The organism is Saccharothrix sp. BKS2, from assembly GCF_047689505.1.
Classification (GTDB): Bacteria; Actinomycetota; Actinomycetes; order Mycobacteriales; family Pseudonocardiaceae; genus Actinosynnema; species Actinosynnema lopnurensis.
This window is the reverse complement of record NZ_JAUQOL010000009.1, coordinates 129175-155600: the sequence shown is the minus strand read 5'-3', so window position 1 is coordinate 155600 and position 26426 is coordinate 129175. Positions and strand designations below refer to the sequence as shown.

The following is a 26426-nucleotide window of genomic DNA, read 5'->3' as shown; positions in this document are numbered from 1 at the left end:
GTGGACGAGGTGCGTGAGGGTGGCGTAGCGCGCGAGGTGCGTGAGGGCGGCGTGGCGCGCGAGGTTCTTGAGGTAGGCGTGGCGCCTGAGGGTGGCGTGGTCCACGAGGGCGGCGCGGTGGCGCCGGAGACCCGCGCCGCGGCGTTCGCCACGCCGTGGCTGGGACTGGCCGGCCGCCGGGTGCGCGCGGGGCAGCGGCCCGCGGCGGTGGTGGCCGGCAACCGGGTGCGGGGGGGGGTCGTGAAGCTGGCGGTGGTCGGGGACTGCCTGCTCGACGTCGACCTGCACGGCGCCGTCGAGCGGGTGTGCCCCGACGCGCCCGCGCCCGTGCTGGACGTGGCCGAGGAGCGCGCCCGGCCCGGCGGCGCGGGCCTGGCCGCCGCGCTGGCCGCCGCCGACGGGGTCGACGTCACGCTGGTCAGCGCGATCGCCGACGACGCCGACGGGCGCCGGCTGCGCGAGGAGCTGGCCGGACTGCCGACCGTGCTGGGCCGCTCGTCCGCGCCCACCCCGGTCAAGACGCGCCTGCGCTGCGGCGGCCACTCGCTGGCCCGGGTGGACCGGGGCGGCGGCCCCGGCGCCCCGGAGGTCACCGACGAGATGCTGGACGCGGTGCTGGACGCCGACTTCGTGCTGGTCTCCGACTACGGGCGCGGCCTGGTGCGCGACGAGCGGCTGCGCGCCGTGCTCACCCGCGTGCCCGTGGTGTGGGACCCCCACCCGCGCGGTCCGGCCCCGGTGCCGAACGCCCGGCTGGTCACCCCGAACGCGGCCGAGGCCGGGCGGTTCAGCGGCCACCCGGACCCGGCGGACGCCGCCCGCGCGCTGCGCGCGAAGTGGGACGCCCGCGCGGTGGTGGTGACGCTCGGCGCGAGGGGCGCGCTGCTGGACGCCGGCGGCACCCCGGTGGCCGTGCCCGCGCCGGAGGTCCCGGTGCTCGACCCGTGCGGCGCGGGCGACCGGTTCGCCGTCACCGCCGCCGCCCGCCTGATGGCCGGCGCGGCGACGGACGACGCGGTCGCCGACGCGGTCACCTCGGCCGCGGACTTCCTGCTGCGGGGCGGCGCGTCCGGGTTCCGGCCCGCCGAGCGGGTGCCCCGGCCCAGGGCGGAGCCGGTGTCCCCGGTCGACCGGGTGCGGGCGCGCGGCGGCGTGGTCGTCGCCGCCGGCGGGTGCTTCGACCTGCTGCACGCGGGCCACGTCCGGACCCTGCGCGCGGCCCGCTCGCTGGGCGACTGCCTGGTGGTGTGCCTGAACTCCGACGCCTCGGTGCGCCGGCTCAAGGGTCCCGGGCGGCCGGTCAACCGCGAGCACGACCGGGCCGAGGTGCTGCGCGCGCTGGACTGCGTCGACGACGTGGTCGTGTTCGACGAGGACACCCCGGAGCGGGTGCTGGCCGTGCTGCGGCCGGACGTCTGGGTCAAGGGCGGCGACTACTCCGCGGACTCGCTGCCCGAAGCGGAGCTGGTGCGGGGGTGGGGCGGGCGCACCGTCGTCGTGCCCTACCACCGCGGCCGCTCCACCACCGAAATGCTCTCCAGGAGGGGTTGATGGCTGCTACAGGGGAAATCGGCACCGTGCTCGTCACCGGCGGCGCGTCGGGTCTGGGCGCCGCCGTGGTGCAGGCCGTGCACGGGTTGGGCGGCAAGGCGCTCGTGCTGGACAAGGCCGCGCCGTCGGCGTCGGGGGTGGCCGACTTCGAGTCGGTCGACCTGTCCGACACCAGGGCGGCGGAGCGGGCGGTCCGGGCGATCGCGGAGCGCAACGGTGGCCTGCGGGCCGTGGTGACCGCCGCCGGCACCGACGCGTGCGGGCGGCTGGACCAGGTGCCCGCCGCCGACTGGGAGCGCGTGGTCCTGGTCAACCTGCTGGGCACCGCCGCGGTGGTGCGGGCGGCGCTGCCGATGCTGGAGGGCGGCCGCGTGGTGACCATCGCCTCCACGCTGGGCATCAAGGCGGTCGGCGACGCGACGGCCTACTGCGCCTCGAAGTTCGGCGTGGTCGGCTTCACCCGGGCGCTCGCGGCCGAGACCGCCGGGCGGGTCGGCGTGACGCTGGTGATCCCCGGCGGGATGCGCACCCGCTTCTTCGACGACCGCGAGGAGCAGTACCGGCCGCCGGACGACAGCAAGCTCAACCCGCCGGAGCGGGTGGCCGACGCGATCGTGTTCGCCCTGCGCCAGCCCGAGGGCTGCGAGATCCGCGAGCTGGTCGTGGCCCACCGCGAGGAGGGGTCGTGGCCGTAGCCTCCAGGTCGGACACCGGCCGGGCGTTCACCCACGTGCTGCTCCCGACGCTGGCCAAGGGCGTGATCGTGCGCCGCCCGCCGGTCGGCGCGCTGGTGGGGAGGGTGCAGGCGGACGCCCTGGCGGTGGCCACCCTGAAGCGGTTCCGCGCCCGCTACGGGCCGGAACCGCTCCGGCTGCGCGTCACCGGCCGCAGCCTCGCGCTCGTGCTCGACCCGGGCGACGCGGCGCGGCTGCTGGCCGACTCGCCCGAACCGTTCGCCCTCGCCACGAGGGAGAAGCGGGCGGCGCTGGAGCACTTCCAGCCGCACGGCGTGCTCATCTCCACGGGGGCGGAGCGCGTCGCGCGGCGGCGGTTCAACGAGGAGGTGCTGCGGCCGGAGAAGGTCGACGTCGAGGGCGTCGTCCGCGAGGAGGGGGACCTGCTGCTGCGGCACGCCCGCGCCACCGGCCGGCTGACCTGGGACGCGTTCGCGCGGTCGTGGTGGCGGGTCGCGCGGCGGATCGTGCTCGGCTCGGCCGCCCGGGACGACGAGGAGGTCACCGACCTGCTCAAGACCCTGCGCGGCCACGCCAACTGGGCCTACCTGCGCCCGAGGCGCGACCGGGTGCGCGAGCGGTTCGAGGCCCGGCTGCGCGGGCACCTGGAGCGCCGCGAGCCGAACAGCCTGGCCGCCCTCGCGCCGGTCGACGAGGTGCTGGGGCAGGCGCCGCACTGGCTGTTCGCGTTCGACGCCGCCGGGATCGTCACCGTGCGGGCGCTGGCCGTCGGCGGCGAGGGGCACGCCGGCATCTGGGAGTCGGCCCGGCTGTGGCCGACGACCCCGGTGATCCTGCGCGAGTCCACCACGCTGACGGACTGGCACGGCACGTGGCTGCCCGCGGGCACCACGTTCATCGTGTTCACGCCCTACTTCCACCGCGACCCCGACCGGCTGGCCTACGCCGACGAGTACGCGCCCGACATCTGGCCGCTGCCCGCCGACCCCGGCATCCTGCCGTTCAGCGGCGGGCCCGGCGCCTGCCCGGGGCGCGACCTCGTGCTGGTGGCGGGCAGCACCATGCTGGAGGTGCTGCGGCCCCACCTGGAGGTGCCGGTGCTGCGGGCCCCGCTGCCCGCGACGCTCAACCACTTCGGCCTGTCGTTCGCCGTCCGTCGCTAGCACCCGGCTCGGCCGCGTGGCCCACCGGCCGGTCGGCCACGCGGCCCAAGTCCCCCCGACCTGGAAAATCGCACGGAAAAGGGTGGTTGAGCGAGGTGTCGGAGGGGTACGTGGTGCCCGTGAGCCAGGGCGAGGAATCCCACCACCGCAGACTGACCCGCAACCTCAACGAGCTGCTCCAGGAGCTCAGGGTCGCGCAGGCGGGGGTGCAGATCCTGTTCGGCTTCCTGCTCACCATCGCCTTCACCGAGCGCTACCAGGACGCGGACAACTTCATCCGCATCACCCACCTGGTCACGATCCTGTTCGCGGCGTGCTCGGTCGCGCTGATGACCGCGCCGGCCGCCTGGCACCGGCTGCTGTTCCGGAGGGGCAGGCGGGAGGACCTGATCGAGGTGGCGAACCGCTTCGCGATCGCCGGCCTGGTGTTCCTGGCGCTGGCCATGATCGGCACCGTGCTGCTGCTGGGCGAGGTCATCCTCGGCGGGTGGCTGGCCGTGGCGCTCGGCGTCTTCGCCACCCTGCTGTTCGGCACCCTCTGGTTCGCCCTGCCCCTGCGCGAACGCGGCCGGAACAGCTTCGACGAGGAGGACGAGGACGACGACGAGGAGGACGAGGACGAGACGGCGGACCGGCAGGGCTGAGGCCCGCCCGTCCGCCGCCCGGTCCTCCCTGATCCCCCGGGCGGTGGCGCCTCAGGGGCGCAGCAGCACCTTGACCGCCCCGTCGCGCTTCTGCTGGAAGATCTCGTACGCGTGGGGCGCCTCGTCCAGCGGCAGGTGGTGCGTCGCGAACGAGTCCACGCCCAGTGGGTCCTCGTCGGTCAGCAGTGGCAGGATCTCCGGCACCCACCGCCACACGTTGGCCTGCCCCATGCGCAGCTGCACCTGCTTGTCGAACAGGGTCAGCATCGGCAGCGGGTCGGCCATGCCGCCGTACACGCCGGACAGCGAGATGGTCCCGCCGCGCCGCACGAGGTCGATCGCCAGCCGCAGCGCGTGCAGCCGGTCCACGCCCGCGGTCCGCATGAACGGCGCGGCGATGGCGTCCGGCAGCAGCCCCACGGCCTGGTGCGCCAGCTTGGCCACCGGCGCGCCGTGCGCCTCCATGCCGACCGCGTCGACCACCGCCTCCGGGCCGCGCCCGCCGGTCAGCTCGCGGATGTGGCCGACCAGGTCCTTGTCCCGCGCGTCGAGCACGGTCACGCCGTTGGCCGCGGCGCGGGCCAGGCGCTCGGGCACCAGGTCCACGCCGATCACCGTGCCGACCCCGCGGTGGCGCGCGACGCGGGTGGCCATGTCGCCGATCGGGCCCAGGCCCAGCACCACCAGGCTGTCGCCCGGGTCCGCGTACTCGACCGCCTGCCACGCCGTGGGCAGCACGTCGGACAGGAACACGAACCGGTCGTCCGGCGGGCCGTCGGGCACCTTGATCGGCAGCGTGTTGCCGAACGGCACCCGCAGGTACTCCGCCTGCCCGCCGGGCACCTGCCCGTAGAGCTTGGTGTAGCCGAACAGCGCCCCGCCGGTGCCCTGCTCGCGCACCTGGCTGGTCTCGCACTGCGAGTGCAACCCCCGCTCGCACATGAAGCACGTGCCGCAGGAGACGTTGAACGGGATCACCACCCGGTCGCCGGGCTTGACCGCGGTGACCTCGGGGCCGACCTCCTCGACGACGCCCATGGGCTCGTGCCCGAGGACGTCCCCCACGTCGATGAACGGGCCCAGCACCTCGTACAGGTGCAGGTCGGACCCGCAGAGACCGGTGGACGTGATGCGCACGACCACGTCCGTCGGGTCCTCGACCACCGGGTCGGGCACGCTGTCCACGCGCACGTCCCGCTTGCCGTGCCAGGTGACGGCCTTCATCCTGGTCCTCCTCTCGGCTGGTCGTGGCGTTCCCCGGGCGGGGTGCGGCAAACCCGGGCGGGGTGCGGCGGACCCGGGCGAGGTGGCGAACCCGGGCGGGGTGGCGAATTGGGGGCGGCAACCCCGGCGGTGTGGCGAACCCGGACCGGGGTACTCGCGGGCCATGAGCGCCCCACTCCCCGAGGACCGCGCCGGCGCGCCGCTGCGCGCGGTGGTGACCGGCTCCGACTCCGGTATCGGCAAGGCGATCGCGGTGGCCCTGGCGGGCGGCGGCGTGGACGTCGGCATCACCTACCACGCCGACGCCGACGGCGCGCGGGACACCGCCGCGCAGGTCCGCGCCCTCGGCGCCCGCGCCGCCGTGCGGCCCCTCGACCTCACCGACCTGCCCGACGCCGCGGCCGTCGTGGACGAGCTGGCCGAGGAGCTGGGCGGCTTGGACGTCCTGGTGAACTGCGCGGGCACCGGCAGCTCGCAGAAGGCCCTGGACATGGACTTCGCGACCTGGCGCTCGGTGCTGTCGGTCGACCTGGACGGCGCGTTCCTGTGCGCCCAGCGGGCCGCCCGGCACATGATCGCCGGGGGCCGAGGCGGGCGGATCATCAACATCACCTCGGTCCACGAGCACCAGCCGCGCGTGGGCGCGGCGCCCTACTGCGCGGCCAAGGCCGGTCTGGGCGCGTTGACGAAGGTGCTGGCGCTGGAGCTGGCCGAGCACGCCATCACGGTGAACTCGGTGGCGCCGGGCGAGATCTCCACGCCGATGACCGGCCAGGAGGACGTCGACCCGCGGACCCGACCCCGGCCGGGCGTCCCGCTCGGCCGCCCCGGGCACGCGAAGGAGGTCGCCGCGGTGGTGGCGTTCCTGGCCACCCCCGCGGCCGGGTACGTGACCGGCGCGTCGTTCGTGGTGGACGGCGGCATGACGCTGATGGGACCGCAGGCCAGCCAGCTGCTGCCCGACCGGAGCTGGCTGGAGGTGTAGCCCGGCCGGGTGGTGCCGCCCGCCGCGCGGCACCACCCGGCCGGAAGTCCTAGGCGCGGGCCTTGGCGGTCGCGCGGTCGTTCGCCTTCTGGATCGCCTTCACCAGCTCGTCCTTGGTCATCGTGGACCGGCCCGCGATGTCCAGCCGCTTCGCCACGTCGTACAGGTGCCGCTTGCTCGCGTTGGCGTCCACCCCACCCGCGGTCTTGCCGCGCTTGGCGGTGCTGCGCGCGGCCTGCGCGTCCGAAGGTCCCTTGTGGTCCTTGGCCTCCCAGTGGTCGCCGACCTTCTCGAAGGAGTGCTTCAGCGCCGAGAACGCCGTGCGGTGGGCGCGCTCGCCCTCGCCGTAGGTCTCCACCGCCGAGTCGTGGGTCTCGACCCAGGTCCGCTGGGCCTTCTTCGACGAGCGGGCGATGGTGCTGGGCATGTCCCGGCTCGCGGGCTTGTCCTGGCTCTTGGGCACGGCTCCTCCTCGCACGCGGTTTCACCTGCACTGCTCGGGTACCCGAAGTCCATGACGGACATGCGCGCCCCCCTCGACGTCCAGCCCGCGCTCGACGGCAGCGCGATCGACCTGCTGCCGCACGCCACCGACGACGACGTGGCCGGGGCCGTGCGGATCGCGCGCGAGGCGCTGCCCGGCTGGGCGGCCACGCCCGCCGCCCAGCGGGGCGCGGCGCTGCGGGCCGCCGCCGACGAGGTCCGCGCGCACGCCGACGAGCTGGCCGCCGCGGTCGGGTCGGAGACCGGCCGGCCGTTCGACTCGGCCCGCGAGGGCGTGCTCGCCGGGGTGTCCACGCTGGAGCAGTACGCCGAGCTGGGCCCGGTCCACCGGGGCCGGTCGCTGCTCGGCTCGCCCGACGCGGCGGACTTCATGGTGCCCGAGCCGCGCGGCGTGGTGGTGGCGCTGACCCCGTGGAACGACCCGGTGGCGGTGGCGTGCGGCCTGCTCGGCGCGGCCCTGGTCACCGGCAACACCGCGGTGCACAAGCCCAGCGAGCGCTGCCCCCGCACGGGCGCGCTGCTGGGCGGTTTCCTGGCCGGGCACGTCCCGCCCGGCGTGCTCCAGACCCTCTCGGGTGCCGGCGAGGTCGGCGCGGCGCTGGCCGCGGCGCCGGGCGTGGACGTGGTCGCGCACGTCGGCGGCACGGCCACCGGCCGCTCCGTCGCCCTGGCCTGCGCGCGCACCGGGGCCAAGGCGCTGCTGGAGAACGGCGGCAACGACCCGCTGGTGGTGGACGCGGACGTGGACCCGGTGTGGGCGGCGGCCCAGGCGGCGACGGGCGCGTTCACCAACGCGGGCCAGCTGTGCACCTCGGTGGAGCGGATCTTCGTGCACGAGGCGGTCGCCGCGGAGTTCCTGGCCGCGCTGTGCGAGCAGGCCCGGCGGTGGACCGCGAACGCCCAGCCGCTGGTGGACCGGCGGATGCGGGACCACGTGCACGCGCACGTGGTGGAGGCGGTCGCCGAGGGCGCGGAGCTGCTGGTGGGCGGCGAGGTGCCGGAGGGGGAGGGCGCGCGCTACCCGGCGACGGTGCTGACCCGCTGCGCGCCCGGGATGCGGGTGATGCGGGAGGAGACGTTCGGCCCGGTCGCCCCGGTGCGGGTGGTGGCCTCGTTCGAGCAGGGCCTGGCCGAGGCCCGCGCGGACGAGCACGGCCTGGCCGCGACCGTGCTGACCGGGTCGATGGCCAACGCCCAGCGGGCGTGGCGGGAGCTGCCCGTGGGCACGGTGAAGGTCAACGCGGTGTTCGGCGGCGCGCCGGGCGGCGCCGCGCAGCCGCGCCGGTCCTCCGGCACCGGGTTCGGCTACGGGCCCGAGCTGCTCGACGAGATGACCGCGGTGAAGGTGGTGCACCTCGGGCAGGCCGAGCTGCGGCGCCGGGACGCCTGACGCGCTAGATCCAGCCCTCCTCCCACGCCAGGCGCGCGGCCTCGTAGCGGGTGCTCACCCCGAGCTTCGTCATGGCCGAGGACAGGTAGTTGCGCACGGTGCCCGCGGCCAGGTGGGCGTCGCGGGCGATGGTGGCCACGGTGCCGCCGCCCAGGGCGTGCCGCAGCACGTCCAGCTCCCGCGCGGTCAGCGGGCACGTGCCCTCGGTCAGCGCGGCGGCGGCGATCTCGGAGTCCACGTAGCGGCTGCCCGCGTGCACGTCCCGCAGGATCGACGCCAGCCGCGCGGCGGGCGTGGTCTTGGGCACGAAGCCGCGCACGCCCGCGCTCAGCGCCCGCCGCAGCACGCCGGGCCGGGCGTGCCGGGTCACCAGGACCACCGCCACCCCGTCCAGGTCGCGCACCGCCTCGGCGGCCAGCACGCCGTCGCGGCGCGGCATCTCCAGGTCGAACACCGCGATGTCCGGCCGGTGCTCGCGGACCGACGCCACCGCCGCGTCCCCGTCGCTGACCTGGTCGACCACCCTGATGTCGTCCTCCAGCTCCAGCAGCGCCGCCAGCGCGCCCCGGATCAGGTCCTCGTCGTCGGCGAGCACGACCCGGATCACCGGCCCACCCCCGCGCGGCCGACCAGCTCGAACCCGTCCGGCTCCGCCTGGCCCGCCTCCACCCGGCCGCCGACCGCGGCGAACCGCTCCCGCAGCCCGGCGAGCCCGGCGCCCGCCCCGGTGTCCCCGCCCGACCGCACGCCGTCGTTGGCCAGCCGCACGCTGACCGCGTCGCCGACCACGCTGATCGCCACGTCGCAGCGCCGCGCCCGGCTGTGCCGCAGCACGTTCGTGGTGCCCTCCCGGACCAGCGCGCCGAACAGGGGCTGCAACGGCGGCGGCACGTCCGCCGCGTCACCGGCCACCGCGGTCTCGATGCCCGCCGCGCGCAGCACGCCCACCGCGTTGGTGATCTCGGTGCCCAGGCTCGCCCGCCGGTAGCCCTGCACCACCTCGCGGGTCTCGCGCAGCGCCGTGCGGGCCAGCTCGGCGACCTCGGCCGCGTGTCGCCGGGCCAGCTCGTCGTCCCGCCCGATCAGCCGCTCCGCCAGCTCGCCCTTGAGCGCGATGGCCTGGAGGTGGTGGCCCTGGATGTCGTGCAGGTCGGCGGCGAACCTCAGCCGCTCCTCGGCCACGGCCAGCGCCCGCGTGGTCTCCCGCGCCCGCTCCTGCTGGAGCGCGATGTCCCACATCCACAGCTGCGCCAGGTCCGCGAGCACCAGCGTGGCGACGACGACCAGCGACATCACCACCGCGGGCCGGGCCTCGTCCCCGCCGAACACGAAACCGGTCGCCACCGTGAACGCGCCGCCGACCAGCACCACCGGCCACCGGGACCTCCCCGGCACCGCGGCCGCCACGTGCGCCAGCACCAGGGCGGGCAGCGCGCACCACGCGGGGATGAACCCGCCCTCGGCCGCCATCACGCCCCAGGCGACCAGGGCCACCGCGAACGTCGCCGCGTGCTCCAGCGGCCGGTGCTCGCCGCGCCCGAGCCCGGCCATGGCGTGCCGCATGTAGCGGAGGTGCTGCACGGCCACGAACACCACCGCCGCGCCCAGCAGCAGCTCCTTGACCACCCCGTACGGGTGAACGACGAGGTCCAGCACGCTGCCGAACGCGACGGCGACGCCACCCGCCACCACCGTCCACCACGTGTAGCCCCGCAGCCTGCGCAGATCCGTCACGGGAGGAATCTACGAGCCCGGATCTCACGGTGTCTGCTGACATCTGTCACGAGGACCGGTGAGCGCCGGCACTACAGCGCCGCGCGCCGCGCGGACAGCATGGTCGGCATGAGGAACCCGGTGATCGACGTGGTGGGCCTGAGGTGCCGCTACGGGAGCTTCGAAGCCGTGCGGGGGGTGGACTTCGAGGTCGCCGAGGGAGAGCTGTTCGCCCTGCTGGGCACCAACGGCGCGGGCAAGACCACGACCATGGAGACGTTGGAGGGCCTGCGGCCGGCCGACGCGGGCACCGTGCGGGTGCTGGGGGCGGACCCGTGGCGCGAGCGGGCGGCGTTGCGCCCGCGCACCGGGATCATGCTCCAGGAGAGCGGCTTCCCGGCCGACCTGACCGCGGGGGAGGTGGTGACCCTGTGGACCGCGACGAGCGGGCGGCGCGCCACCGAGGACGTGCTGGAGCGCCTGGACCTTGCGCACCGCCGCGACGTGCGGGTCAAGCAGCTGTCCGGCGGTGAGCGCCGCCGCCTGGACCTGGCCCTGGCCGTGCTCGGCCGGCCCGAGCTGCTGTTCCTCGACGAGCCGACCACCGGCCTGGACCCGGAGTCGCGGCAGCGCACCTGGGAGGTGGTGCGCGGGCTGCTGCGCGAGGGCACCACCATCGTGCTGACCACGCACTACCTGGAGGAGGCCGAATCGCTGGCCCACCGGCTGGCGATCTTGCACGAGGGGGTGGTGGCGGTGTCCGGGACGCTGGTGGACGTGCTGGCCGGGCAGCCCGCGCGGATCTCGTTCGACCTGCCCGAGCCGCTGGGGGTGGACGCGCTGCCGATGCTGCTGGGCGACGTCGTGCACGAGCCGTCGGGGCGGGTGGAGGTGCGCACCCGGGAGCTCCAGGAGGACCTGGCGGTGCTGCTGGCGTGGGCGGGCGCGGCGGACGTGCGGCTGGGGCGCGTGCGCGCCCACCACGCGTCGCTGGAGGACGTCTTCCACGCCGCGCGCAGCCGGTCGTTCCGGGTGGGGGTGGCCGCGTGATCGCCGCCCTGGGCGTGGCCGAGCTGAAGCTCCTGCTGCGCAACCGCACGGCCGCCGCGCTGGCCGTGCTCATGCCGCTGGGCGCGGGCGCGTTCTTCGCGCTGAACGTCGAGGAACCCGACAGCTGGCCGATGGTCATCGCCCTCCAGCTGCTGTTCGGGTTCGGCTTCTCCGTCTACGTGACGGTGACGACCGCCCTGACCGCCCGCCGCCAGGACCTGTACCTGAAGCGGCTGCGCACCGGCGCGGCGTCGGACGCCGTGGTGCTGACCGGCGTGCTGCTGCCCGTGGTGCTGCTGGGCCTGGCGCAGTCGCTGGTGCTGCTGGGCATCAGCCTCGCGGCGGGCGCGCCGGTGCCCGAGCGCCCCGAGCTGGTGCTGCTCGCCCTGCTCGGCGGCACCGCCATGACCTGCGCGGCCGGGGTCGCCACCAGCGGCCTGACCGGCACGGCGGAGCTGGCCCAGATCACCACGGCGCCGTTCTTCTTCGCCATGGTGGCGGGGGTGCTGCCCGCCCTGGCCCCGGACCCCGACCAGCGCCTGCTGCTCCTGCCCGGCAGCGGCCTGGGCGTGCTGGTGCGGGAGGCGTGGGGCGGCGCCGGCGGGCAGGTCGGCCTGGCGGCGCTGTCGCTGGCCGGCTGGACCGCGGTGGGCGTCGCCCTGTCCCTCCGGTTCTTCCGCTGGGACCGGCGGGGCTAGACCGGCAGGTCCACGCCCTCCTGCCACGCCGCCTCGCCGATGCTGCGCCGCAGGTGCTCCACCGTCCGCTCCACCGCGCGCCGCGCCGCCTGGAGGTCGACCCCCACCAGGCGGTGCTCGCGCTTCGCCACCCGCCCGCCGACCAGGACGGTGTGGACGTGGTCGCGCTGCGCCTGGAACACGATGTGGCCGTGCGGGTGGAGCAGCGGGAACGCCAGGTCGTGCTTGAGCACCACCAGGTCGGCCGCACGACCCACCTCGACGCTGCCGAACTCGCCGTCGCGCCCCAGCGCCCGCGCCCCGCCCCGGGTCGCCCACTCGACGACCTGGTCGGCGCGCAGGGCGTTGCGGGTGATCGTCTCGCCCCTGGCGTGGGCCCGCAGGTGCTCGTGGGCCCGGTCCGCGCCGAGCGTGGCCCGCATGGCGGAGAACAGGTCGCCGCTCCACCAGGCGCTGGTGTCCATCGACAGCGAGACCGGGATGCCGTGGGTCCGCGAGACGCGGGTGGGCGGGTAGCCCTGGCCAGCGCTCTGCTCGCTCTCGGCGGAGATCGAGATCGTGCCGCCGGAGCCCGCGATGAGGCGGTAGGACTCGTCCGACAGCGAGGCGGCGTGCACGTACACGGTGAGCTCGGTGGCGAACCCGTGCTCGTGGATCAGCCGCACGCCCGCATCGCCGTTGACGCCCCAGACCCCGGCGTGCGTGGTGACCGGCACGCCCAGGTCCCGGGCCACCTCGAACGCCGCCCGCTCGGGGAAGACGGGGTCGCCGGTGACGTCGAACGCGAGCTGGAAGCGCAGCGGGTCGCTCCCGGGGAAGTGGCGGCGCGCGAAGTCCCGGAACCCCGGCGAGGTCGCCCACACCCCGGGCGGCCGGTGGATGTTGCCGTACGCCAGCACGAACCGCCCCGGCACGCTCCGCAACGCGTCCACGGCGGCTTCGGCGTGCTCGGTGGTCCGCAGCCCGTGCGACCAGTCGACGACGGTGGTCACCCCGGCGTCGACGGCCTCGATCGCGGCCAGCAGGTTGCCCGCGTGGATGTCCTCGGGCCGGAACAGCGCGCCGTAGCGCTGGTAGAACCACACGAAGTACTGGGTGAGCGTCCAGTCCGCCCCGTAGCCGCGCACGGCGGTCTGCCACAGGTGGCGGTGGGTGTCGACCATGCCGGGCATGACGATGCCGCCCCGCGCGTCCACCACCTCCGCGTCCGGCGGCACCGGGAGCCGGGGACCCACGGCGGCGATGCGGGTGCCCCGGACCAGGACGTCGGTGTCGGGCAGCACGCGGCGCGCGGCGTCGACGGTCACCACGGTGCCGCCGCGCAGCAGGACCGGGCGGTCGGGTGCGTGGGCTCGGTCGGGGCTCACTGGTCCACCTCTTCGGTTCGGCCGATCCCGGGCATGGGGTCGGCTCGGCAGGGTGCGGAGGAGTTCGCGGGCGTCGTCGCGGAGCACTTCGCTCCAGCGGGCGAGGTCGCGGGCGGCGTGCGCGCGGACGTGCCACGGCACGGTGTCGTCGAACGCCACGCCGCGGGGCGCGAGCACGGCGCTCCCGCGGTGCTCCCGGTGGACGAGGAGGAGGGCTTCGGCGCAGCGCAGGCGGGCGACCGGGGGGAGGTCGCGGTCCCGGGTCACGGCGCGCAGCGGTGGCGCCGCCTCCAGGGGCGCGAACGCGCCGATCGCCCGCAGCGCGAGCAGGAGGTGCGGGGGTGGTCGGTCCCGGCCGGCTCGCGGAGCGTGGTGAGCACCTCTCGTCGTCGGCTGGGGGTGGGCTGCGCTCGTCGTCGCGGAACGCCCGGAGCCCGGCCAAGCCGTGAACGGGGCGGGCGACGGACATCGCCTTGGCGCGCAGGTGGGTGGCGGCTCGCTCGTCGGCGACCACCTCGGTCAGGAAGTCGACGACCGGTGCGGGCGGGGTGGCGCACAGGTCGTCCACCAGCTCGGCGGCCCGGAAGCGGGTGTGCCGGGGTGTCGTCTCGTCGGCCACCGGGCTCAGGGCGTCCTCCAGCGCTCGCCGTCGGTGGGCCGAACCCCGCTTGGCCAGTTGCCTACCGCCGGCCCGCAGCCGCCTCGTTCAGCACGTCGAGCACCGAGAAGTACGCCGGCTTGCGGCCGTAGTCGGCGTCGATCAGCAGAGGCGTCCTGGCGGCGTTCCAGTAGTACTTGTCCGTCACGCCGCCCACGGTGATCACGGTGCAGCGCGGCACCGCCAGGCACGCGCTGACGGCCACGGCGTACGCCTTGGCCTGCGTCTCGCCGGAACCGGTCACGTTCAGCTCGGTCAGGTGCACGTCCACCCCGAGGTCGGCGAAGCGCCGGAGGTTCTCGGCCATGTCCGCGGGCACCCGGTGATCGCTGTTGAAGTACCCTTGGAAGCCGACGCAGTCGATCGGCACGCCGCGCGCGATGAAGTCCCGCACCAGCCCGTACACGGCGTCGGACTTCGGGCCGAACCCGTCGGTGTAGTAGTCGTTGTAGCAGAGCTTCGCGGTGGGGTCGGCGGCCTGGGCCGCGAGGAACGCCTCCTCGACCCAGCTGTCGCCGATGCGCTCCTGGAACACCGAGTTGCGCCGGACCCCGCTGTCGCCGAACGCCTCGTTGACCACGTCCCAGTAGTCGACCCGAGCGCGGAAGTGGCCCGCGACGCCGGCGACGTGCTCGCGCAGCGCGGTCAGCAGCTCGGCGCCCGAGCTGATGTTGACCACCCAGCCGGGCAGCTGGCTGTGCCACGCCAGCACGCTGCCGCGCACCGCCATGCCCCGGCTCTCGGCGTAGTCGACCAGGCGGTCGGCGGCGGCGAAGTCGAACTTGCCCCGGACGCGTTCGACGACGTTCCACTTCATCTCGTTCTCGGGCGTGATCTGACCGAACTCCTGGTCCAGCGCCTTGGCGTAGTCGGCGACGCCGAGCAGGCCGGCCGGGACCACCGCGCCGAAGACCCGACCGGTGGCCGCCGCCGCGTCCTTGAGCGTGTACGCGGCGGCGTGTGCCTGTGGTGCCGCGAGCAAGGCGGTCACCAGCAGGGCGGTTGCCAGGGGCGCCACGGCCCCGAACGACTTCTTCACGCGTTCCTCCTCGATCCTCGTCGACCAGGCGGCGGAACAGGCACTGCGGGACGGCACTGCGGGGTGGAAACTTTCGACAGTTTTGCAGATCTGTTTCGGAGGCGGGAGGCGCTGTTCGGGCAAAGACGGGGAGGGACGTTCGGGCAACACGGTCAGTGGCATCGCAGCGCGACCGGCCTCGGCGCGACCGACCTCGGCGTCCGGGCGTGGCGGGCACTCTTCACACTCGACACCGGCGACATCAACCCCGAACGGTGACGACCACCGGAGGGCGGTGCGGTCACCGGTGGCGGTCAACGTCGTGGCGGGCGGCGCGGGGGACGTGGTCCAGGCGGGCTCCATCGGGAGGAGCCCGCCGACCCCGGTCAGGCCGCCGCTCGCCGACCCAGGGTCACCAGGTGGAAGCCCGCCTCCACGACCTTGTCCACCGGCAGCAGGTTGCGGGTGTCGACGATGACCCGCCGCCGCACCACGCCCGCCAGCGCGGGCCAGTCCAGCTCGGCGAACTCCGGCCACTCGGTCAGCACCAGCAGCCCGTCCGCGTCCCGCGCCACCTCCTCCGCCGAGGTCAGCACCCGCACCGGCCCGCAGTCCCGGCCCACGCACGGGTCATACCCGACCAGGCGCGCCCCCTCCTCCGCCAGCAGCGCGGCCACCGCCAGCGCGGGGGAGTCGCGCAGGTCGTCCGTGCCCGCCTTGAACGTCAGCCCCAGCAGCCCCAGGCGGGCGCCGCGCAGCGGTCCGACCGCCGAGCGCACCAGGTCCACCACGCGCCGCGCCTGGTGGCCGTTCGTGCCGATGGTCGCGCGCAGCAGCGGGAAGTCCACCCGCGCGTCCTCCGCGGCGGACAGCAGCGCCCTGGTGTCCTTGGGGAAGCACGAACCGCCCCAGCCGGGGCCCGGTTCCAGGAACGCCGCGCCGATCCGGTCGTCCAGCGACATGCCCTCGGTGACGTCCGCGATGTCCGCGCCGACCCGCTCGCACAGCTCGGCCAGGCTGTTGACGTAGGACAGCTTCATGGCCAGGAAGCAGTTGCTGGCGTACTTCACCAGCTCCGCGCTCGTGCTGCCGGTGATCACCGCCGGCGCGCCCGTGCCCTCGTAGAGCCCGACCACGCGCCGCGCGGCCTCCTCGCCCGACGAGCCGGCGGCGCCCACCACGACCCGCTGGGGCCGCAGGAAGTCGTCCACCGCGTGCCCCTCGCGCAGGAACTCCGGGTTGGACACCACCCCCACGTCCGCGCGGCCCAGCACCCCGGCGACCCGCTCGGCGGTCCCCGGCGGCACCGTGGACTTGAGCACCACCACGCAGCCCGGCCGCACCGCGTCCCGCGCCTCGCGCAGCACCGCGTGCACGGCGACCAGGTCGGCCGCGCCGTCCGCGCCGGTCGGCGTGGGCACGCACACGAACACGAAGTCCACCCCGGACAGCGCCTCGTCGTTGCCCAGCACGAAGCGCAAGCGCTTGCCCCGCACGCCCTCCCCGACGAGTTCGGGCAGGCCCGGCTCGTGCGCGCCGACCTCGGCCCGGGACAGCGCCTCGACCTTGGCGGGCTCCACGTCCGCGCACACCACCTCGTGCCCGAGGCGCGCGAAGCACGCCGCGGTGGTCAACCCGACATAGCCCGCGCCGACGACGCCGATCCTGGCCACGGTCCACCTCCCAACAGCGCTCGTGCGGCCGCCGACACCTCGTCGACGCCGATGTCCAGCAGACCGGGGTCCGGCTCGTCGGCGAACGTGTCGCCGGTCCGCCCGCGCCACAGCACCGCGTGCGGTCCCGGGGTGCGCGGTCCCCAGTCGGCCGGCGACACCGGCCCGAACAGCACCACCGACGGCGTGCCGTACGCGGTGGCGACGTGGGCCACGCCCGTGTCGCCGCACACCACCAGGCGGGCGCCCGCCACCAGGTCCAGCAGGCCGGCCAGGTCGCCCGTGCGGGTGCGCCCGCCCCGCGCCACCTCCCGCACCAACCGCTCCTCGGCGGGGCTGCCGGTGACCACCACGTCCGGGCCCAGGGCCGCCGCGACCTCCGCGAACCGCTCCGCGGGCCAGCGGCGGGCGCCGTGGCTGGCGCCGGGGTGCACCACGACCGCGCCGGTGGCCGGTCGGGGCGGCAGGCGCAGGTCGTCCGGGTCGCACGCGATGTCGAACTGCGCCAGCAGCCGGCACCACCGCACCACCTCGTGCTGCCGGTCCACCCACGGCACGTGCGCGCCGTGCGTGATGAGCCGGTGCGGCCGGGTGGCGCGCAGCAGCTCGGTGCTCCGCGGTCCACGCCCGTGCAGGTTGACCGCGAGGTCCGGCGCAGCCCGGTCGACCGCCTCCCAGTCGATCGGGGCCAGCCCCTCGGTGGGCAGCAGCCGGTCGACCGCGTCGATCCGCGCCACCGCGTCGGCCAGCCAGGCGGGCGCGGCCAGGACCAGTTCCGCGCCGGGGTGGGCGCGGCGCAGCCCGCGCAGCGCGGGCACGGCCGTGAGCAGGTCGCCCAGGCCGAGCGCGCGCAGCACCAGGACCCTCACCGCCGCACCACCGGCGGCCGTTCGGCGTGCGGGTCGAACACGTCGGCGGCGACCGGCGACCGCACGCCGCGGTGGCGGAGTTCGCCGAGCACCCGGTGCAGGCACGCGACGGGCGGGATGGCGGCGCTGGTCACCAGCATCTTCACCACCTCCTCGCGCGTGCGCGGGCCGGGCGCGATGCGGTCGAGGGCGAACTTCGCGGTCAGCCCGGCCCACGCGCCGCCGAGCAGCAGCGCCGCCCTCCGCGCCCCGAGCACCCCGCACAGCACCGCGAGGACGGCGGCCGCGGTGGTCGCGGCGTGCTGGGGCAGCCGGCCGCGCGCGCCGCCGAACTGCTCGCGCCAGTCCGGCCCGAGCAGGCGGCGCACCAGCGCGTCGTCGGCGTTGCCGCGCTGCTGCCGCACGCTGACCAGGAAGTCGGCCTCCCGCACCGGGTGCGTGGTCACGCGCTCGCCGGTGACCACCCGGTACCCGTGCCGCTGGACGCGCAGCGCCAGTTCGGTGTCCTCGCGGTAGGCGCGGGGGAAGCGCTCGTCGAACCCGCCGCTGCGCACCAGGGCCGCCCGCCGGTAGGCCATGTCGGCGGTGATCCACTTCGAGGTCGCCAGCCCGGCGGTGTTGCGCTCCCAGTCGGTCGGCCTCCGGTCGGCGGGCAGCGGCACGGTGATCCGCGCCTGCGACGCGCCCACCTCCAGGCCCAGCCACGCCAGGTCGGCGACCAGCCGGGCCTTCCAGTCCGGCGGCGGCAGCACGTCGTCGTCCAGGAACACCACCCACTCGCAGCACGCCGCGCGCCACCCGGCGTTGCGCGCGGCGGCGGGGCCGCGGCCGCCGGAGCGCAGCACGCGCGCCGAGCGCGTGGCGGGCAGCGGGCCGGGGTCGGGCCGGTCGTCGACCACGATCACCTCGCGCGGCGGCGGGCCGGAGCCGTGCTCCAGCGCGTCCAGCACCACGGCCAGGCTCTGCCTGCCCACGGTCGGGATGACCACCGCGTAGTCCACGCCCACCCCGGGGTTCGCCGCCGCGCTCATCGCCGCACCACGAACCGGCCGATCGCGAGCAGGTCCACCGGCGCCGAGCCGAAGCACTCCAGCGCGTCGCGCGGGTCGTCGACCATGGGCCGCCCGGCGGTGTTCAGGCTGGTGTTCACCACCACGGGCAGGCCGGTGCGCCGCTCGAACTCGGTGAGCACGCGCGCCACCAGCGGTTCGTCCGCCGGGTCCACGGTCTGGGCGCGGGCGGTGTGGTCCACGTGCACCACGGCCGGGATGCGGTCGCGCCACTCGGGCTTCACGTCGTGCACGAACAGCATGTAGGGGCTGGGGAGCGGTCCGCGCTCGAACAGCTCGTGCGCGCGGTCGGCCAGCACCATCGGCGCGATCGGCCGGAACTGCTCGCGGCCCTTGACCTCGTTGAGCCGGACCAGGTTCTCCTCCTTGCCGGGGTGGGCCATCAGCGAGCGGCGGCCCAGCGCGCGCGGGCCGTACTCGCTGCGGCCCTGGAACCACGCCACGACCCGGTCCTCGGCCAGCGCCTCGGCCACCGCGACGGCCACGTCCTCGGGCTCCTCGTAGGCGATCGCGGCCCGGTCCAGGTACTCCCGGATCTCGTCGTCGGTCCAGGAGCGCCCCAGGTCGGCGCCCGGCATCGCCCCGGCGGGCTCGCCCGCGTCGGCGACCACGGTCAGCGCCGCGCCGAGCGCGGTGCCCGCGTCGCCGGCGGCCGGCTGCACCCAGACCTCCTCGAACGGGCCCTCGGCGAAGATCCGCGTGTTCGCCACGCAGTTCAGCGCCACGCCGCCGGCCATGGTCAGCCGCCGGTGCCCGGTGCGCTCGTGCAGCCACCGGGTGAGGTCCAGCAGGACCTCCTCCAGCCGCACCTGCACGCTCGCCGCCAGCTCGGCGTGCTCCTGGGTCACGTCCTCGTGCGGCTCGCGCTTCTTGGCCAGGGTCGCCCAGTCCAGCGGCGTGATCGCGAACCCGCCGTCCTCGGTGGCGCGGACGTGCTCGCGCATCAGGTCCAGGTGCCGGGGCTTGGCGTAGGAGGCCAGCGCCATCACCTTGTACTCGTCGCTGGAGCGCAGGAAGCCCAGGTGCTCGGTCAGGTCCTCGTAGAACAGGCCCAGGGAGTGGGGCAGGTGCTGCGCGGCCAGCGTCTCCAGCCGGTGGTCGCGGTAGCTGCCCGCCAGGTGCGAGCGGCACTCGCCGCGGCCGTCGTTGACCAGCACGGCGCAGTCGCCGCCGTAGGGCGCGGCCAGGCCCGCGGACGCCGCGTGCGCCACGTGGTGCGGCACGAACCGCACGATCGCCGGGTCCAGGCCCGGCAGGGCGGTGGCCAGGAAGTACGGGGCGCGGCGGGCGTACTCGGTGCGCAGGTCCTCCCACGGCACGTCGCCGGGCTCCACCAGGTCCGGGTCGTAGGAGTAGGCGACCGCGTCGAGGTCGGCCGGCGTCAGCCCGGCCCGCTCCAGGCACCAGCGGGCGGCCAGCTCGGGCTGCTCCCACGCGGAGAAGGGCACCGGCCGCTTGCCGTGCTTGCGCCGGGAGAAGCGCTCCTCCTCCGCGGCCGCGACCACCTGCCCGTCGACCACGAGGGCCGCGGCGGGGTCGTGGAAGATCGCGTTGATGCCGAGCACGCGCACGGCGTTCCCCTTTCGCTCCTGTGTGGACCGACCGGTCCGCCCGGCCCGGCCCCCGGCCCGCCTACCCGACGAGGTGCCGGTCGAACGACCGCCGCAGGCCCTCGGCCAGCGGGATCCGGGGCTCCCACCCCAGCAGCTCGCGGGCCCGGGAGATGTCCGGCCTGCGCCGCCGGGGGTCGTCGGTCATGGCCCCCACGTGCTCGACCCGCGACGCGCTGCCGGTGAACTCGACGATCCGGCGGGCGACCTCCAGCACGGTGACCTCCTCGGGGTTGCCGAGGTTGACCGGGCCGAGGTGGTCGCTGCCGGCCATCGCCAGCAGGCCGCGCACCAGGTCGTCCACGTGGCACAGCGAGCGGGTCTGCCGCCCGTCGCCGTGCACGGTCAGCGGCTCGCCGGCGAGGGCCTGGCGCAGGAACGTCGGCACCATCCGCCCGTCGTCGGGGCGCATCCGCGAGCCGTAGGTGTTGAAGATGCGCACGATGCCCGCGGCCACGCCGTACTCGCGGGCGTACGCGCACGTCAGCGCCTCGCCGTAGCGCTTCGCCTCGTCGTAGACGCTGCGCGGGCCGATCGGGTTGACGTTGCCCCAGTAGGTCTCGCGCTGGGGGTGCTCCAGCGGGTCGCCGTAGACCTCGCTGGTGGAGGCGACGACGACGCGGGCGCCGTTGGCCCGCGCCAGGTCCAGCGCGTGCTGCGTGCCCAGCGCGCCGGTCCTGAGCGTCTCGACCGGCATCCGCAGGTAGTCGACGGGGGAGGCCGGGCACGCCAGGTGCAGGACCAGGTCGACCGGGCCGGGCACGTCGAGCGGGTCGCACACGTCCGCGACGACCACGTCCAGCCCCGGGTCCTCGGGCAGGTTGGCGGGCGAGCCGGTGCGGAAGTCGTCCACGCACACCACCCGCGTACCGCCCGCCAGCAGCGCTTCGCACACGTGCGAACCCAGGAAACCGGCGCCGCCGGTCACCACCGCTCTTTCGAAACCCATGAAAGTGAGCTACCCGGGGAACGCGGGTGTAACCACCGCTTCCCCGGGTACCACCCGCTGGTGCGCCGCGCCGGACCACGCGGTGGACGGCCGGTCGTCCGACGTCTCGGCGGGCGGGTTTCTTGTTGCCGTGATCCCGATGCCCTGGTTCCCGGTCCCGGGTCGTGAGACCCGGCCGCGCCCTCAGCCGGCCAGGGCGTCCCGCTCCACCACCACGTCCGCCGTGCCCTCCACCCGGTAGCCCACGCCGCGCACGGTGGTGATGAACGAGGCCGCGTCGCCGAGCTTGCGGCGCAACCGGCGCACGTGCACGTCCACCGTCCGGGTGTCCACGGTGCTCGTCCCGCCCCACACGGTGCTCATCAGCGCCGCCCGCCGGTGCACCTGGCGGGGGTGCGTGCACAGGTGGTGCAGCAGGTCGAACTCCAACCTGGTCAGCTCCACCGACCGCCCCCGGCGCAGCACGCGCCGCGAGTCGACCAGGACGCGCAGCGCGGGTTCCGCCCGGCGTCCCGGCAGCTCGCGAACCGGCAGCTCGCGAACCGGCAACCCGACCACGACCTCCGCCTCGGGCAGGTCCAGCGCGGCCCGCAGCGCCTCGGCGAGCCGCTCGGCGTCCTCCACCGCCCGGGACGGGGCGGCGGACAGGCGGATGGCGATCGTCACCTCGACGTTCGTCACACCGGGGAATGCGTTCACGGGGAGGATCCGACCAGCGCGGACGGCTCCGGGTCAACGCCTCCCGGCACGTGGGAACCCTTGACAAGGGGCATGATGGACCCATGACGAGGAGCATCACCCTGAACAACGGCGTCACCATGCCGCAGCTCGGCTTCGGCGTCTTCCAGGTGTCCACTGAGGACACCCACGCCGCGGTGACCGAGGCGTTGCGGGTCGGTTACCGGAGCATCGACACCGCCGCCGCCTACGGCAACGAGGAGCCCGTCGGGCGCGCCCTGGCCGATTCCGGCCTCCCGCGCGACGAGCTGTTCGTGACCACCAAGCTGTGGAACTCCCACCAGGGCTACGACGAGGCGCTGCGCGCGTTCGACACCAGCCTGGGCAAGCTCGGCCTGGAGCGGCTGGACCTGTACCTGATCCACTGGCCCGCGCCGGGTCAGGACCGCTACGTCGACAGCTGGCGGGCGCTGGGCAAGCTGCTCGTCGACGGCCGCGTCCGCGCCGTCGGCGTGTCCAACTTCCAGCCCGCGCACCTGGAGCGCGTCATCGAGGCCACCGGCGAGGTGCCCGTGCTCAACCAGGTGGAGCTGCACCCGTGGCTCCAGCAGGAGGAGCTGCGCGCGTTCCACCGGGCGCACGGCATCGCCACCGAGGCGTGGAGCCCGCTGGCCCAGGGCGGCGACCTGCTCGCCGACCCGGTGATCACGTCCCTCGCGGAGGAGCACGGCCGCACGCCCGCCCAGGTGGTGCTGCGCTGGCACGTGCAGCTGGGCAACGTCGTCATCCCCAAGTCGGTGACGCCGAGCCGCATCGCGGAGAACTCCCGGATCTTCGACTTCGAGCTCGGCGAGGACGACCTGGACCGGATCAAGGGCCTCGACCGCGGCCTGCGCACCGGCCCGGACCCCGACACGTTCGGCTGACCGGCCCCGCTCACACCTCGACCGGGCCGCCCGAGCGCCAGTACTCCCCGCCGGCCCGGTCGAGCAGGCCCTCGTCGACCAGGTACCGGCGCACGGTCACGTGGTCGACCTCGCCGCCCTCGCACCACGTCCGCAGCACCGCCACCACGTCCCGCTCGGCGTAGCGCCGACCGGGTTCGAACGCGGTGCTCACCTGTTCGAGGACCGCCCGCCTGCGCTCGCGCTGCGCCGGGAGCCTCACCAGCCGCCCCCCGCGGAGGAACGGGTCCTCCCGGACCCGGTTCCCCCGCTCGACCCGGGTGGCCTCCTCGAACAGCTCCTCGCGCACCCGCAGGCCCGCCGCGTCGCCCACCACCAGGCCGGCGGTCCGCAGCCGGCGCAGCGCGGCCTCCACACCCCGGCCGTCCAACCGGGTCGCGTCGACGACCTCGGCGCTCGTGCGCGCGCCCAGCACGAGCGCCGCCACCACGCGCAACCGCTCCGGTTCCGCCAACAGGCCGATCAACGAGTCAGGGGTCACGGGGGACAGCCAACCGGAACCGCGCCGCCGGTGCACCCGCGTTGAGGGCGGACCTTAATACCCGTGCGCACTGATCTCCTCTTTCCCCTGGCCTCGGTGGAGCCCGTCTTCGGCATGCCCACCGAGCACGCCCGCAAGTTCCAGCAGGTGGCCGCGGAGCAGGACCTGGTCATCGACGTGCGGGCCACGAACCCGCACGCGGTGGCGTGGTTGCGCGCGGGCGCGCTGCCCAAACCGGAGGCCGTCAAGGCCAAGACCATCGACGACCTGGACGTGCGGCTGGGCGCGTCGGCCGGCCACCGCGGCCTGGTCGGCTACTTCCCGCCCGCCTTACCCCGGCACGACCTCGGCGACCGCCTCCTGCGGCGCTACGACCAGCGGCGGGTCGAGTTCGACGCGCTGCGCGAGAAGATGGCCGCGTTCGAGCGGCGCGGCGAGTACGTGGTGCGCGAAGGCGTCGTGCACGGCTACGACCGCCGCGGCGCGCTGCGCCCGCTGACCGGCGACCACGACGTGTTCGACATCCACGCCTCCGGCGGGCGGGCGCTGAGCGACCTCCGCTACGACCGGGCCGTGGCGACCATGATGTCCCTGGACATGGGCGTCACCCACGGCGCCCACATGTACTGGCGGCCCACCACCACGGCGGACCGGGCGATGTTCGAGTCGATCGCCGGCAGCCACGACCCCAAGCTGCGCTTCCACCCCGACGGCACGCTGACCTCGGGCGACTACCGCCGCTTGAACGCCGGGATGAGGACGATCACCAGACCCGCCACCGCCGCCCGCCCGTACGCCAAGGTCTCCAGGGTCGGCAGGCCGAAGGGACCGGTGTCGCCCGCGTCGGTGATGAACAGCTGACCGTAGAGCAGGAGCAGGCCGACGCCGTAGCAGCGGGCGTGGTGGTGGCGCCAGGCGAGCGCGAGACCCGCCAGACCGGTGCAGACGTACAACGTGTGGTTCGTGCCCTCGCCCATGGGCAGGAAGGGGATCGACGCCATGACGATCTGGAGCACGCCGACCACGAGCGCGAGCAGCTGCGCCCGGCTGAACCGCCCGGTGTCGGACGCGGTCGGGCCGCGTACGGGAGCTGTGTTCCGCATGGGGTCGGACTACCCGGAGCTACCGAGATCATCCCTGGTCAGGGCAGTGTCCTCCCGTGGAGTCGCCTGGGGCTACCCGATGGGGTGAGGGGTTGTGCGGGCTGCGTGACGAGAGTGGGCGCGGGCCGCGTGGGTATGACACGCGGCCCGCGCTCCACCACGCCCCCACCCGCCCTCACCCCAGCAACCGACCGACCTCCGCCCCCGCCCCGCTCGCCGCCTCGGCCGGCTCCCTCCGCCCGGCCAGCACGTCGGCCACCGCCCCGCTGATCACCGCCGAGACCTCCGCGTACCTCGCCCCGTACGCGGTCCGGCTGCGCGCGGTGGCCAGCGGCCCCGCGAACCCCGCCAGGTTCGGGTCCCACTGCCAGGCCAGGTCGTCCACCGTGTCGGTCCGGTTGGGCAGCGCCCCCAGCCCGCCGCCGAACTCGGTGGCGTTGTCGCGGGTCTCGGCGAGCCAGGCGAGCAGGTCCCACGCCTGGTCTACGTGCCCGCTGCCCCGGCCCACCACCCACGTCTGCCCGCCCAGGGCGGTCGCCGTGCCCGCTTCGCCGGCGGGCAGCGGCACCGCCGCCCAGTCCAGGCCGGCCTGGTTGAACACCGGGATCGAGCCGGGCCCGGCGACCACCATGGCGCACCGCCCGTCGGCGAACCGCCGCGCGACCTCGTCGGCGCTCCACCCCGGCAGGTCCGCCGGCGCGCCGAGGTCGTCGACCAGCCCGCGCAGGTGGGCGAGGGCGTCGACACCGGCCGGCGCGCCGAGGTCCGCCACGTCCCCGCCCGCCTGCCACAGCACCGGCAGGAACGTCGTGGTCAGGTCCTCGCCCGCGGCCGGGAAGCACAGGCCCGCCCGGTCGCCGCCGGTCAGCGCGCGGGCCGTGGCGCGCAGGTCCGCCCAGGTGGCCGGGGGCCCGGTCACGCCGGCCCGCTCGAACACCGCCCGGTCGTAGACCAGCGCCGTCGTGGTGCTGCGCAGCGGGACGCCGTAGAACCTGCCGTCGTGGGTGGCGCTCTCGCGCACCGGGTCCAGGAACCGGTCGGTCAGCGGCCAGTCGGCGAACCGCCCGGTGAGGTCGGCCAGCGCGCCCTGCCCGGCGAGCCGGGGCAGGTCCGGCGAGTCGACGGCCGCGACGTCGGGGAAGGTGCCGGCGGCGGTCGCCCGGACGAGCGCGTCCCGGAACTCCTCGGGCGACATCGACCTGCGCTCGACCCGCACCCCAGGGTGCTCCCGCTGGTAGCGCGCCAGCAGGTGGTCCACGGCCTGGTCGGCCATGGGGGAGTGGGTGAAGTGGTCCCACCAGGTCAGGGACACCTGGTCGGGCGTGGTGGGGTGCCCTCCGGTGCAGGCCGCCACGGTCAGCAGCATCGCCGCCGTGAGCAGTGCTCGTACACGCATTCCGCTCCACCCTCCGGGGTAGGCGCCCTGGTCTACGGACTCCAGTCGTCCTACTCCGCCGCGGAACGCGGTGTCAAGATCGGTGGTTCAGACCTTTGGCTTCTTCCGGAGCCGGTCCCGGGAGGCGCGCTCGGCGCGGCCCGGTGGAGCGGCCTCCGGGGTCGGGTCGGCCGCCGGCGGCGCGGGCTCGCCGGGCTCGGCCTCGGCGAGGTAGGTGGCGGCCAGCTCGTCGTAGATGGGTGTTGAGCTCATTCCCCGGATCCTGTCCGGCCACCGGTCCCCGCGCTGCCCCTCTCACTCCTGTGGGTTACGTTTTTGGCCGAACGGGGCCGCAGTTGTGCGGAGACGGCCTGGTGAGTCCGGGTGAACGGGCGGCCCGTCCCGGGATGCACCGGGTGGAAAGCCCGTCTTCCGGGTGGATCACCCAAGAAAATCCGATGGGTCGGTTTGAGCGCCGGTAACAGGGGTATCCGTGCGCACGATGAGGGCGTAGGCGGCCACCGCCCCCCAAGGCCGCCTGGCAGGTCCCGGTCGGACCCCACTCCCCCCAGGGGTCCGACCGGGCGCCTCAGCCCTTCGTGGGGTCGTGGCCCCAGTTCATCAGCGAATAGCGCCACGCCGTGTGCTCCACGTCCTTGTCCGGCCGCTGCGCCAGGTGCCGGTGCACGTACCCGACCACCTTGCGCATGTGCCGGTAGTCGTCGTCGCCGAGATCGTCCTGGCGGGTGCGCAGCAGGGTCACGATCCGACGGCCCGAGGCGTGCCCGGTCGACTCGCCGTCCCCCGCCGAGTCGCCCACCCGCCCGGACTCGTCGGTGCCCAGCCACTCCTCCAGCTCGCCCGCGGTCAGGTTGACCGCCCGCCGGAACTCCTCACGGGTCTCGCGCCTCTCGTCGTCGTCCACGGTCTCCTCCGTTTCGCCTGGCCCCCGGGGGTACCCCCGGGACGCCGGATGATTCGGACGCCGGATGA

Annotated in this window: 26 protein-coding genes; 10 read left to right on the top strand and 16 right to left on the bottom strand. The window is 75.3% G+C overall.

Translation table 11 applies throughout. The annotated features are described in order from the left end of the window. Nucleotides 1-240 precede the first annotated feature (240 nt). The 4 genes from rfaE2 to Q5530_RS20605 all read left to right on the top strand — a co-directional run bounded on the left by rfaE2 (nt 241) and on the right by Q5530_RS20605 (nt 4053). The gene (gene rfaE2 / locus Q5530_RS20620) at nt 241-1551 is read left to right on the top strand and encodes a D-glycero-beta-D-manno-heptose 1-phosphate adenylyltransferase (RefSeq protein WP_415364577.1); all 1311 of its coding nucleotides are present in this window, start codon (nt 241-243) and stop codon (nt 1549-1551) included. Then, the gene (locus Q5530_RS20615; RefSeq protein ID WP_415364339.1) at nt 1551-2246 is read left to right on the top strand and encodes an SDR family oxidoreductase; all 696 of its coding nucleotides are present in this window, start codon (nt 1551-1553) and stop codon (nt 2244-2246) included. The genes rfaE2 and Q5530_RS20615 overlap by 1 nt, the downstream gene beginning before the upstream one ends. Further along, complete coding sequence (locus Q5530_RS20610; RefSeq protein WP_415364338.1) at nt 2237-3409, top strand: cytochrome P450; 1173 nt, start codon at nt 2237-2239, stop codon at nt 3407-3409. Before Q5530_RS20615 ends, Q5530_RS20610 begins: the two co-directional genes overlap by 10 nt. Before the next feature lie 86 nt (nt 3410-3495). Then, nucleotides 3496-4053: a DUF6328 family protein gene (locus Q5530_RS20605; RefSeq protein ID WP_415364337.1), complete on the top strand. Its 558-nt coding sequence runs from the start codon at nt 3496-3498 to the stop codon at nt 4051-4053. A 51-nt stretch (nt 4054-4104) separates the two neighbouring features. On the opposite strand, the gene Q5530_RS20600 is transcribed toward Q5530_RS20605, so the two are convergent. Further along, nucleotides 4105-5277: a zinc-dependent alcohol dehydrogenase gene (locus tag Q5530_RS20600; protein WP_415364335.1), complete on the bottom strand. Its 1173-nt coding sequence runs from the start codon at nt 5275-5277 to the stop codon at nt 4105-4107. A gap of 163 nt (nt 5278-5440) precedes the next feature. Between Q5530_RS20600 and Q5530_RS20595 the strand changes: the two genes are divergently transcribed. After that, nucleotides 5441-6262, top strand: a complete 822-nt coding sequence (locus tag Q5530_RS20595; RefSeq protein WP_415364333.1) for an SDR family oxidoreductase — start codon at nt 5441-5443, stop codon at nt 6260-6262. A gap of 49 nt (nt 6263-6311) precedes the next feature. Here the strand turns inward: Q5530_RS20595 and Q5530_RS20590 are convergent, their stop codons facing one another. Further along, nucleotides 6312-6689, bottom strand: coding sequence for a ChaB family protein (locus Q5530_RS20590; RefSeq protein WP_415364576.1), 378 nt, complete (start codon nt 6687-6689; stop codon nt 6312-6314). Between the two features lie 87 nt (nt 6690-6776). On the opposite strand from Q5530_RS20590, the gene Q5530_RS20585 reads away from it, so the two are divergent. Next, entirely contained in the window at nt 6777-8156 is a 1380-nt protein-coding gene (locus tag Q5530_RS20585) for an aldehyde dehydrogenase family protein (protein WP_415364331.1), read from the top strand. Between the two features lie 4 nt (nt 8157-8160). Here Q5530_RS20585 and Q5530_RS20580 read toward each other — a convergent pair whose 3' ends face one another. Together Q5530_RS20580 and Q5530_RS20575 are read right to left on the bottom strand one after the other, a co-directional pair. After that, nucleotides 8161-8763 (bottom strand): response regulator transcription factor, encoded by a 603-nt coding sequence (locus tag Q5530_RS20580; RefSeq protein WP_415364330.1) that lies wholly within the window; start codon nt 8761-8763, stop codon nt 8161-8163. After that, a complete protein-coding gene (locus tag Q5530_RS20575) occupies nt 8760-9890 on the bottom strand; it encodes a sensor histidine kinase (RefSeq protein ID WP_415364329.1) in 1131 nt (376 codons plus the stop codon). The genes Q5530_RS20580 and Q5530_RS20575 overlap by 4 nt, the downstream gene beginning before the upstream one ends. Nucleotides 9891-9998: 108 nt before the next feature. Between Q5530_RS20575 and Q5530_RS20570 the strand changes: the two genes are divergently transcribed. Next, complete coding sequence (locus Q5530_RS20570) at nt 9999-10919, top strand: ABC transporter ATP-binding protein (protein WP_415364328.1); 921 nt, start codon at nt 9999-10001, stop codon at nt 10917-10919. Beyond that, nucleotides 10916-11617: an ABC transporter permease gene (locus Q5530_RS20565; RefSeq protein ID WP_415364326.1), complete on the top strand. Its 702-nt coding sequence runs from the start codon at nt 10916-10918 to the stop codon at nt 11615-11617. The genes Q5530_RS20570 and Q5530_RS20565 overlap by 4 nt, the downstream gene beginning before the upstream one ends. Here the strand turns inward: Q5530_RS20565 and Q5530_RS20560 are convergent. The 8 genes from Q5530_RS20560 to Q5530_RS20525 form a co-directional block, all read right to left on the bottom strand. After that, nucleotides 11614-12984 carry an amidohydrolase family protein gene (locus Q5530_RS20560; RefSeq protein WP_415364324.1) on the bottom strand — a complete coding sequence of 457 codons (1371 nt, stop codon included), beginning with the start codon at nt 12982-12984 and terminating at the stop codon, nt 11614-11616. The genes Q5530_RS20565 and Q5530_RS20560 overlap by 4 nt on opposite strands. A gap of 680 nt (nt 12985-13664) precedes the next feature. Then, nucleotides 13665-14681 (bottom strand): endo-1,4-beta-xylanase, encoded by a 1017-nt coding sequence (locus Q5530_RS20555; protein WP_415364323.1) that lies wholly within the window; start codon nt 14679-14681, stop codon nt 13665-13667. Between the two features lie 365 nt (nt 14682-15046). Next, nucleotides 15047-16333, bottom strand: a complete 1287-nt coding sequence (locus Q5530_RS20550; RefSeq protein ID WP_415364322.1) for a UDP-glucose dehydrogenase family protein — start codon at nt 16331-16333, stop codon at nt 15047-15049. Further along, nucleotides 16291-17202: a glycosyltransferase family 9 protein gene (locus tag Q5530_RS20545; RefSeq protein ID WP_415364320.1), complete on the bottom strand. Its 912-nt coding sequence runs from the start codon at nt 17200-17202 to the stop codon at nt 16291-16293. Before Q5530_RS20545 ends, Q5530_RS20550 begins: the two co-directional genes overlap by 43 nt. After that, nucleotides 17199-18233 (bottom strand): glycosyltransferase family 2 protein, encoded by a 1035-nt coding sequence (locus Q5530_RS20540; protein WP_415364319.1) that lies wholly within the window; start codon nt 18231-18233, stop codon nt 17199-17201. The genes Q5530_RS20545 and Q5530_RS20540 overlap by 4 nt, the downstream gene beginning before the upstream one ends. Continuing rightward, complete coding sequence (locus Q5530_RS20535) at nt 18230-19843, bottom strand: carbamoyltransferase (protein WP_415364317.1); 1614 nt, start codon at nt 19841-19843, stop codon at nt 18230-18232. Before Q5530_RS20535 ends, Q5530_RS20540 begins: the two co-directional genes overlap by 4 nt. A gap of 61 nt (nt 19844-19904) precedes the next feature. After that, on the bottom strand, nt 19905-20831 hold the full coding sequence (locus Q5530_RS20530; RefSeq protein WP_415364316.1) for an NAD-dependent epimerase/dehydratase family protein: 927 nt from the start codon (nt 20829-20831) through the stop codon (nt 19905-19907). Nucleotides 20832-21014: 183 nt separating this feature from the next. Beyond that, nucleotides 21015-21512 carry a winged helix-turn-helix domain-containing protein gene (locus tag Q5530_RS20525; protein ID WP_415364315.1) on the bottom strand — a complete coding sequence of 166 codons (498 nt, stop codon included), beginning with the start codon at nt 21510-21512 and terminating at the stop codon, nt 21015-21017. 101 nt (nt 21513-21613) lie between these two features. Between Q5530_RS20525 and Q5530_RS20520 the strand changes: the two genes are divergently transcribed. Next, nucleotides 21614-22435: an aldo/keto reductase gene (locus Q5530_RS20520; RefSeq protein WP_415364314.1), complete on the top strand. Its 822-nt coding sequence runs from the start codon at nt 21614-21616 to the stop codon at nt 22433-22435. A gap of 10 nt (nt 22436-22445) precedes the next feature. On the opposite strand, the gene Q5530_RS20515 is transcribed toward Q5530_RS20520, so the two are convergent. After that, on the bottom strand, nt 22446-22955 hold the full coding sequence (locus tag Q5530_RS20515) for a DUF2087 domain-containing protein (RefSeq protein WP_415364313.1): 510 nt from the start codon (nt 22953-22955) through the stop codon (nt 22446-22448). A 63-nt stretch (nt 22956-23018) separates the two neighbouring features. On the opposite strand from Q5530_RS20515, the gene Q5530_RS20510 reads away from it, so the two are divergent. Continuing rightward, on the top strand, nt 23019-23816 hold the full coding sequence (locus Q5530_RS20510; protein ID WP_415364311.1) for a hypothetical protein: 798 nt from the start codon (nt 23019-23021) through the stop codon (nt 23814-23816). Nucleotides 23817-24233: 417 nt separating this feature from the next. Here the strand turns inward: Q5530_RS20510 and Q5530_RS20505 are convergent, their stop codons facing one another. From Q5530_RS20505 to Q5530_RS20495, 3 genes are all read right to left on the bottom strand, one after another. Beyond that, nucleotides 24234-25454 carry an ABC transporter substrate-binding protein gene (locus Q5530_RS20505; RefSeq protein WP_415364310.1) on the bottom strand — a complete coding sequence of 407 codons (1221 nt, stop codon included), beginning with the start codon at nt 25452-25454 and terminating at the stop codon, nt 24234-24236. Nucleotides 25455-25541: 87 nt separating this feature from the next. After that, nucleotides 25542-25706 (bottom strand): hypothetical protein, encoded by a 165-nt coding sequence (locus Q5530_RS20500; RefSeq protein ID WP_415364308.1) that lies wholly within the window; start codon nt 25704-25706, stop codon nt 25542-25544. 316 nt (nt 25707-26022) lie between these two features. After that, complete coding sequence (locus Q5530_RS20495) at nt 26023-26358, bottom strand: DUF3140 domain-containing protein (protein WP_415364306.1); 336 nt, start codon at nt 26356-26358, stop codon at nt 26023-26025. Between the last annotated feature and the right edge of the window lie 68 nt (nt 26359-26426).

Coding starts and splice junctions, on each gene's coding strand:
- Q5530_RS20615 (WP_415364339.1), top strand. CDS start 1,551: ATGGCTGCTACAGGGGAAATCGGCACCGTGCTCGTCACCGGCGGCGCG.
- Q5530_RS20600 (WP_415364335.1), bottom strand. CDS start 5,277: ATGAAGGCCGTCACCTGGCACGGCAAGCGGGACGTGCGCGTGGACAGC.
- Q5530_RS20595 (WP_415364333.1), top strand. CDS start 5,441: ATGAGCGCCCCACTCCCCGAGGACCGCGCCGGCGCGCCGCTGCGCGCG.
- Q5530_RS20590 (WP_415364576.1), bottom strand. CDS start 6,689: ATGCCCAGCACCATCGCCCGCTCGTCGAAGAAGGCCCAGCGGACCTGG.
- Q5530_RS20585 (WP_415364331.1), top strand. CDS start 6,777: ATGACGGACATGCGCGCCCCCCTCGACGTCCAGCCCGCGCTCGACGGC.
- Q5530_RS20570 (WP_415364328.1), top strand. CDS start 9,999: ATGAGGAACCCGGTGATCGACGTGGTGGGCCTGAGGTGCCGCTACGGG.
- Q5530_RS20540 (WP_415364319.1), bottom strand. CDS start 18,233: ATGAGCGCGGCGGCGAACCCCGGGGTGGGCGTGGACTACGCGGTGGTC.
- Q5530_RS20530 (WP_415364316.1), bottom strand. CDS start 20,831: ATGGGTTTCGAAAGAGCGGTGGTGACCGGCGGCGCCGGTTTCCTGGGT.
- Q5530_RS20520 (WP_415364314.1), top strand. CDS start 21,614: ATGACGAGGAGCATCACCCTGAACAACGGCGTCACCATGCCGCAGCTC.
- Q5530_RS20505 (WP_415364310.1), bottom strand. CDS start 25,454: ATGCGTGTACGAGCACTGCTCACGGCGGCGATGCTGCTGACCGTGGCG.
- Q5530_RS20500 (WP_415364308.1), bottom strand. CDS start 25,706: ATGAGCTCAACACCCATCTACGACGAGCTGGCCGCCACCTACCTCGCC.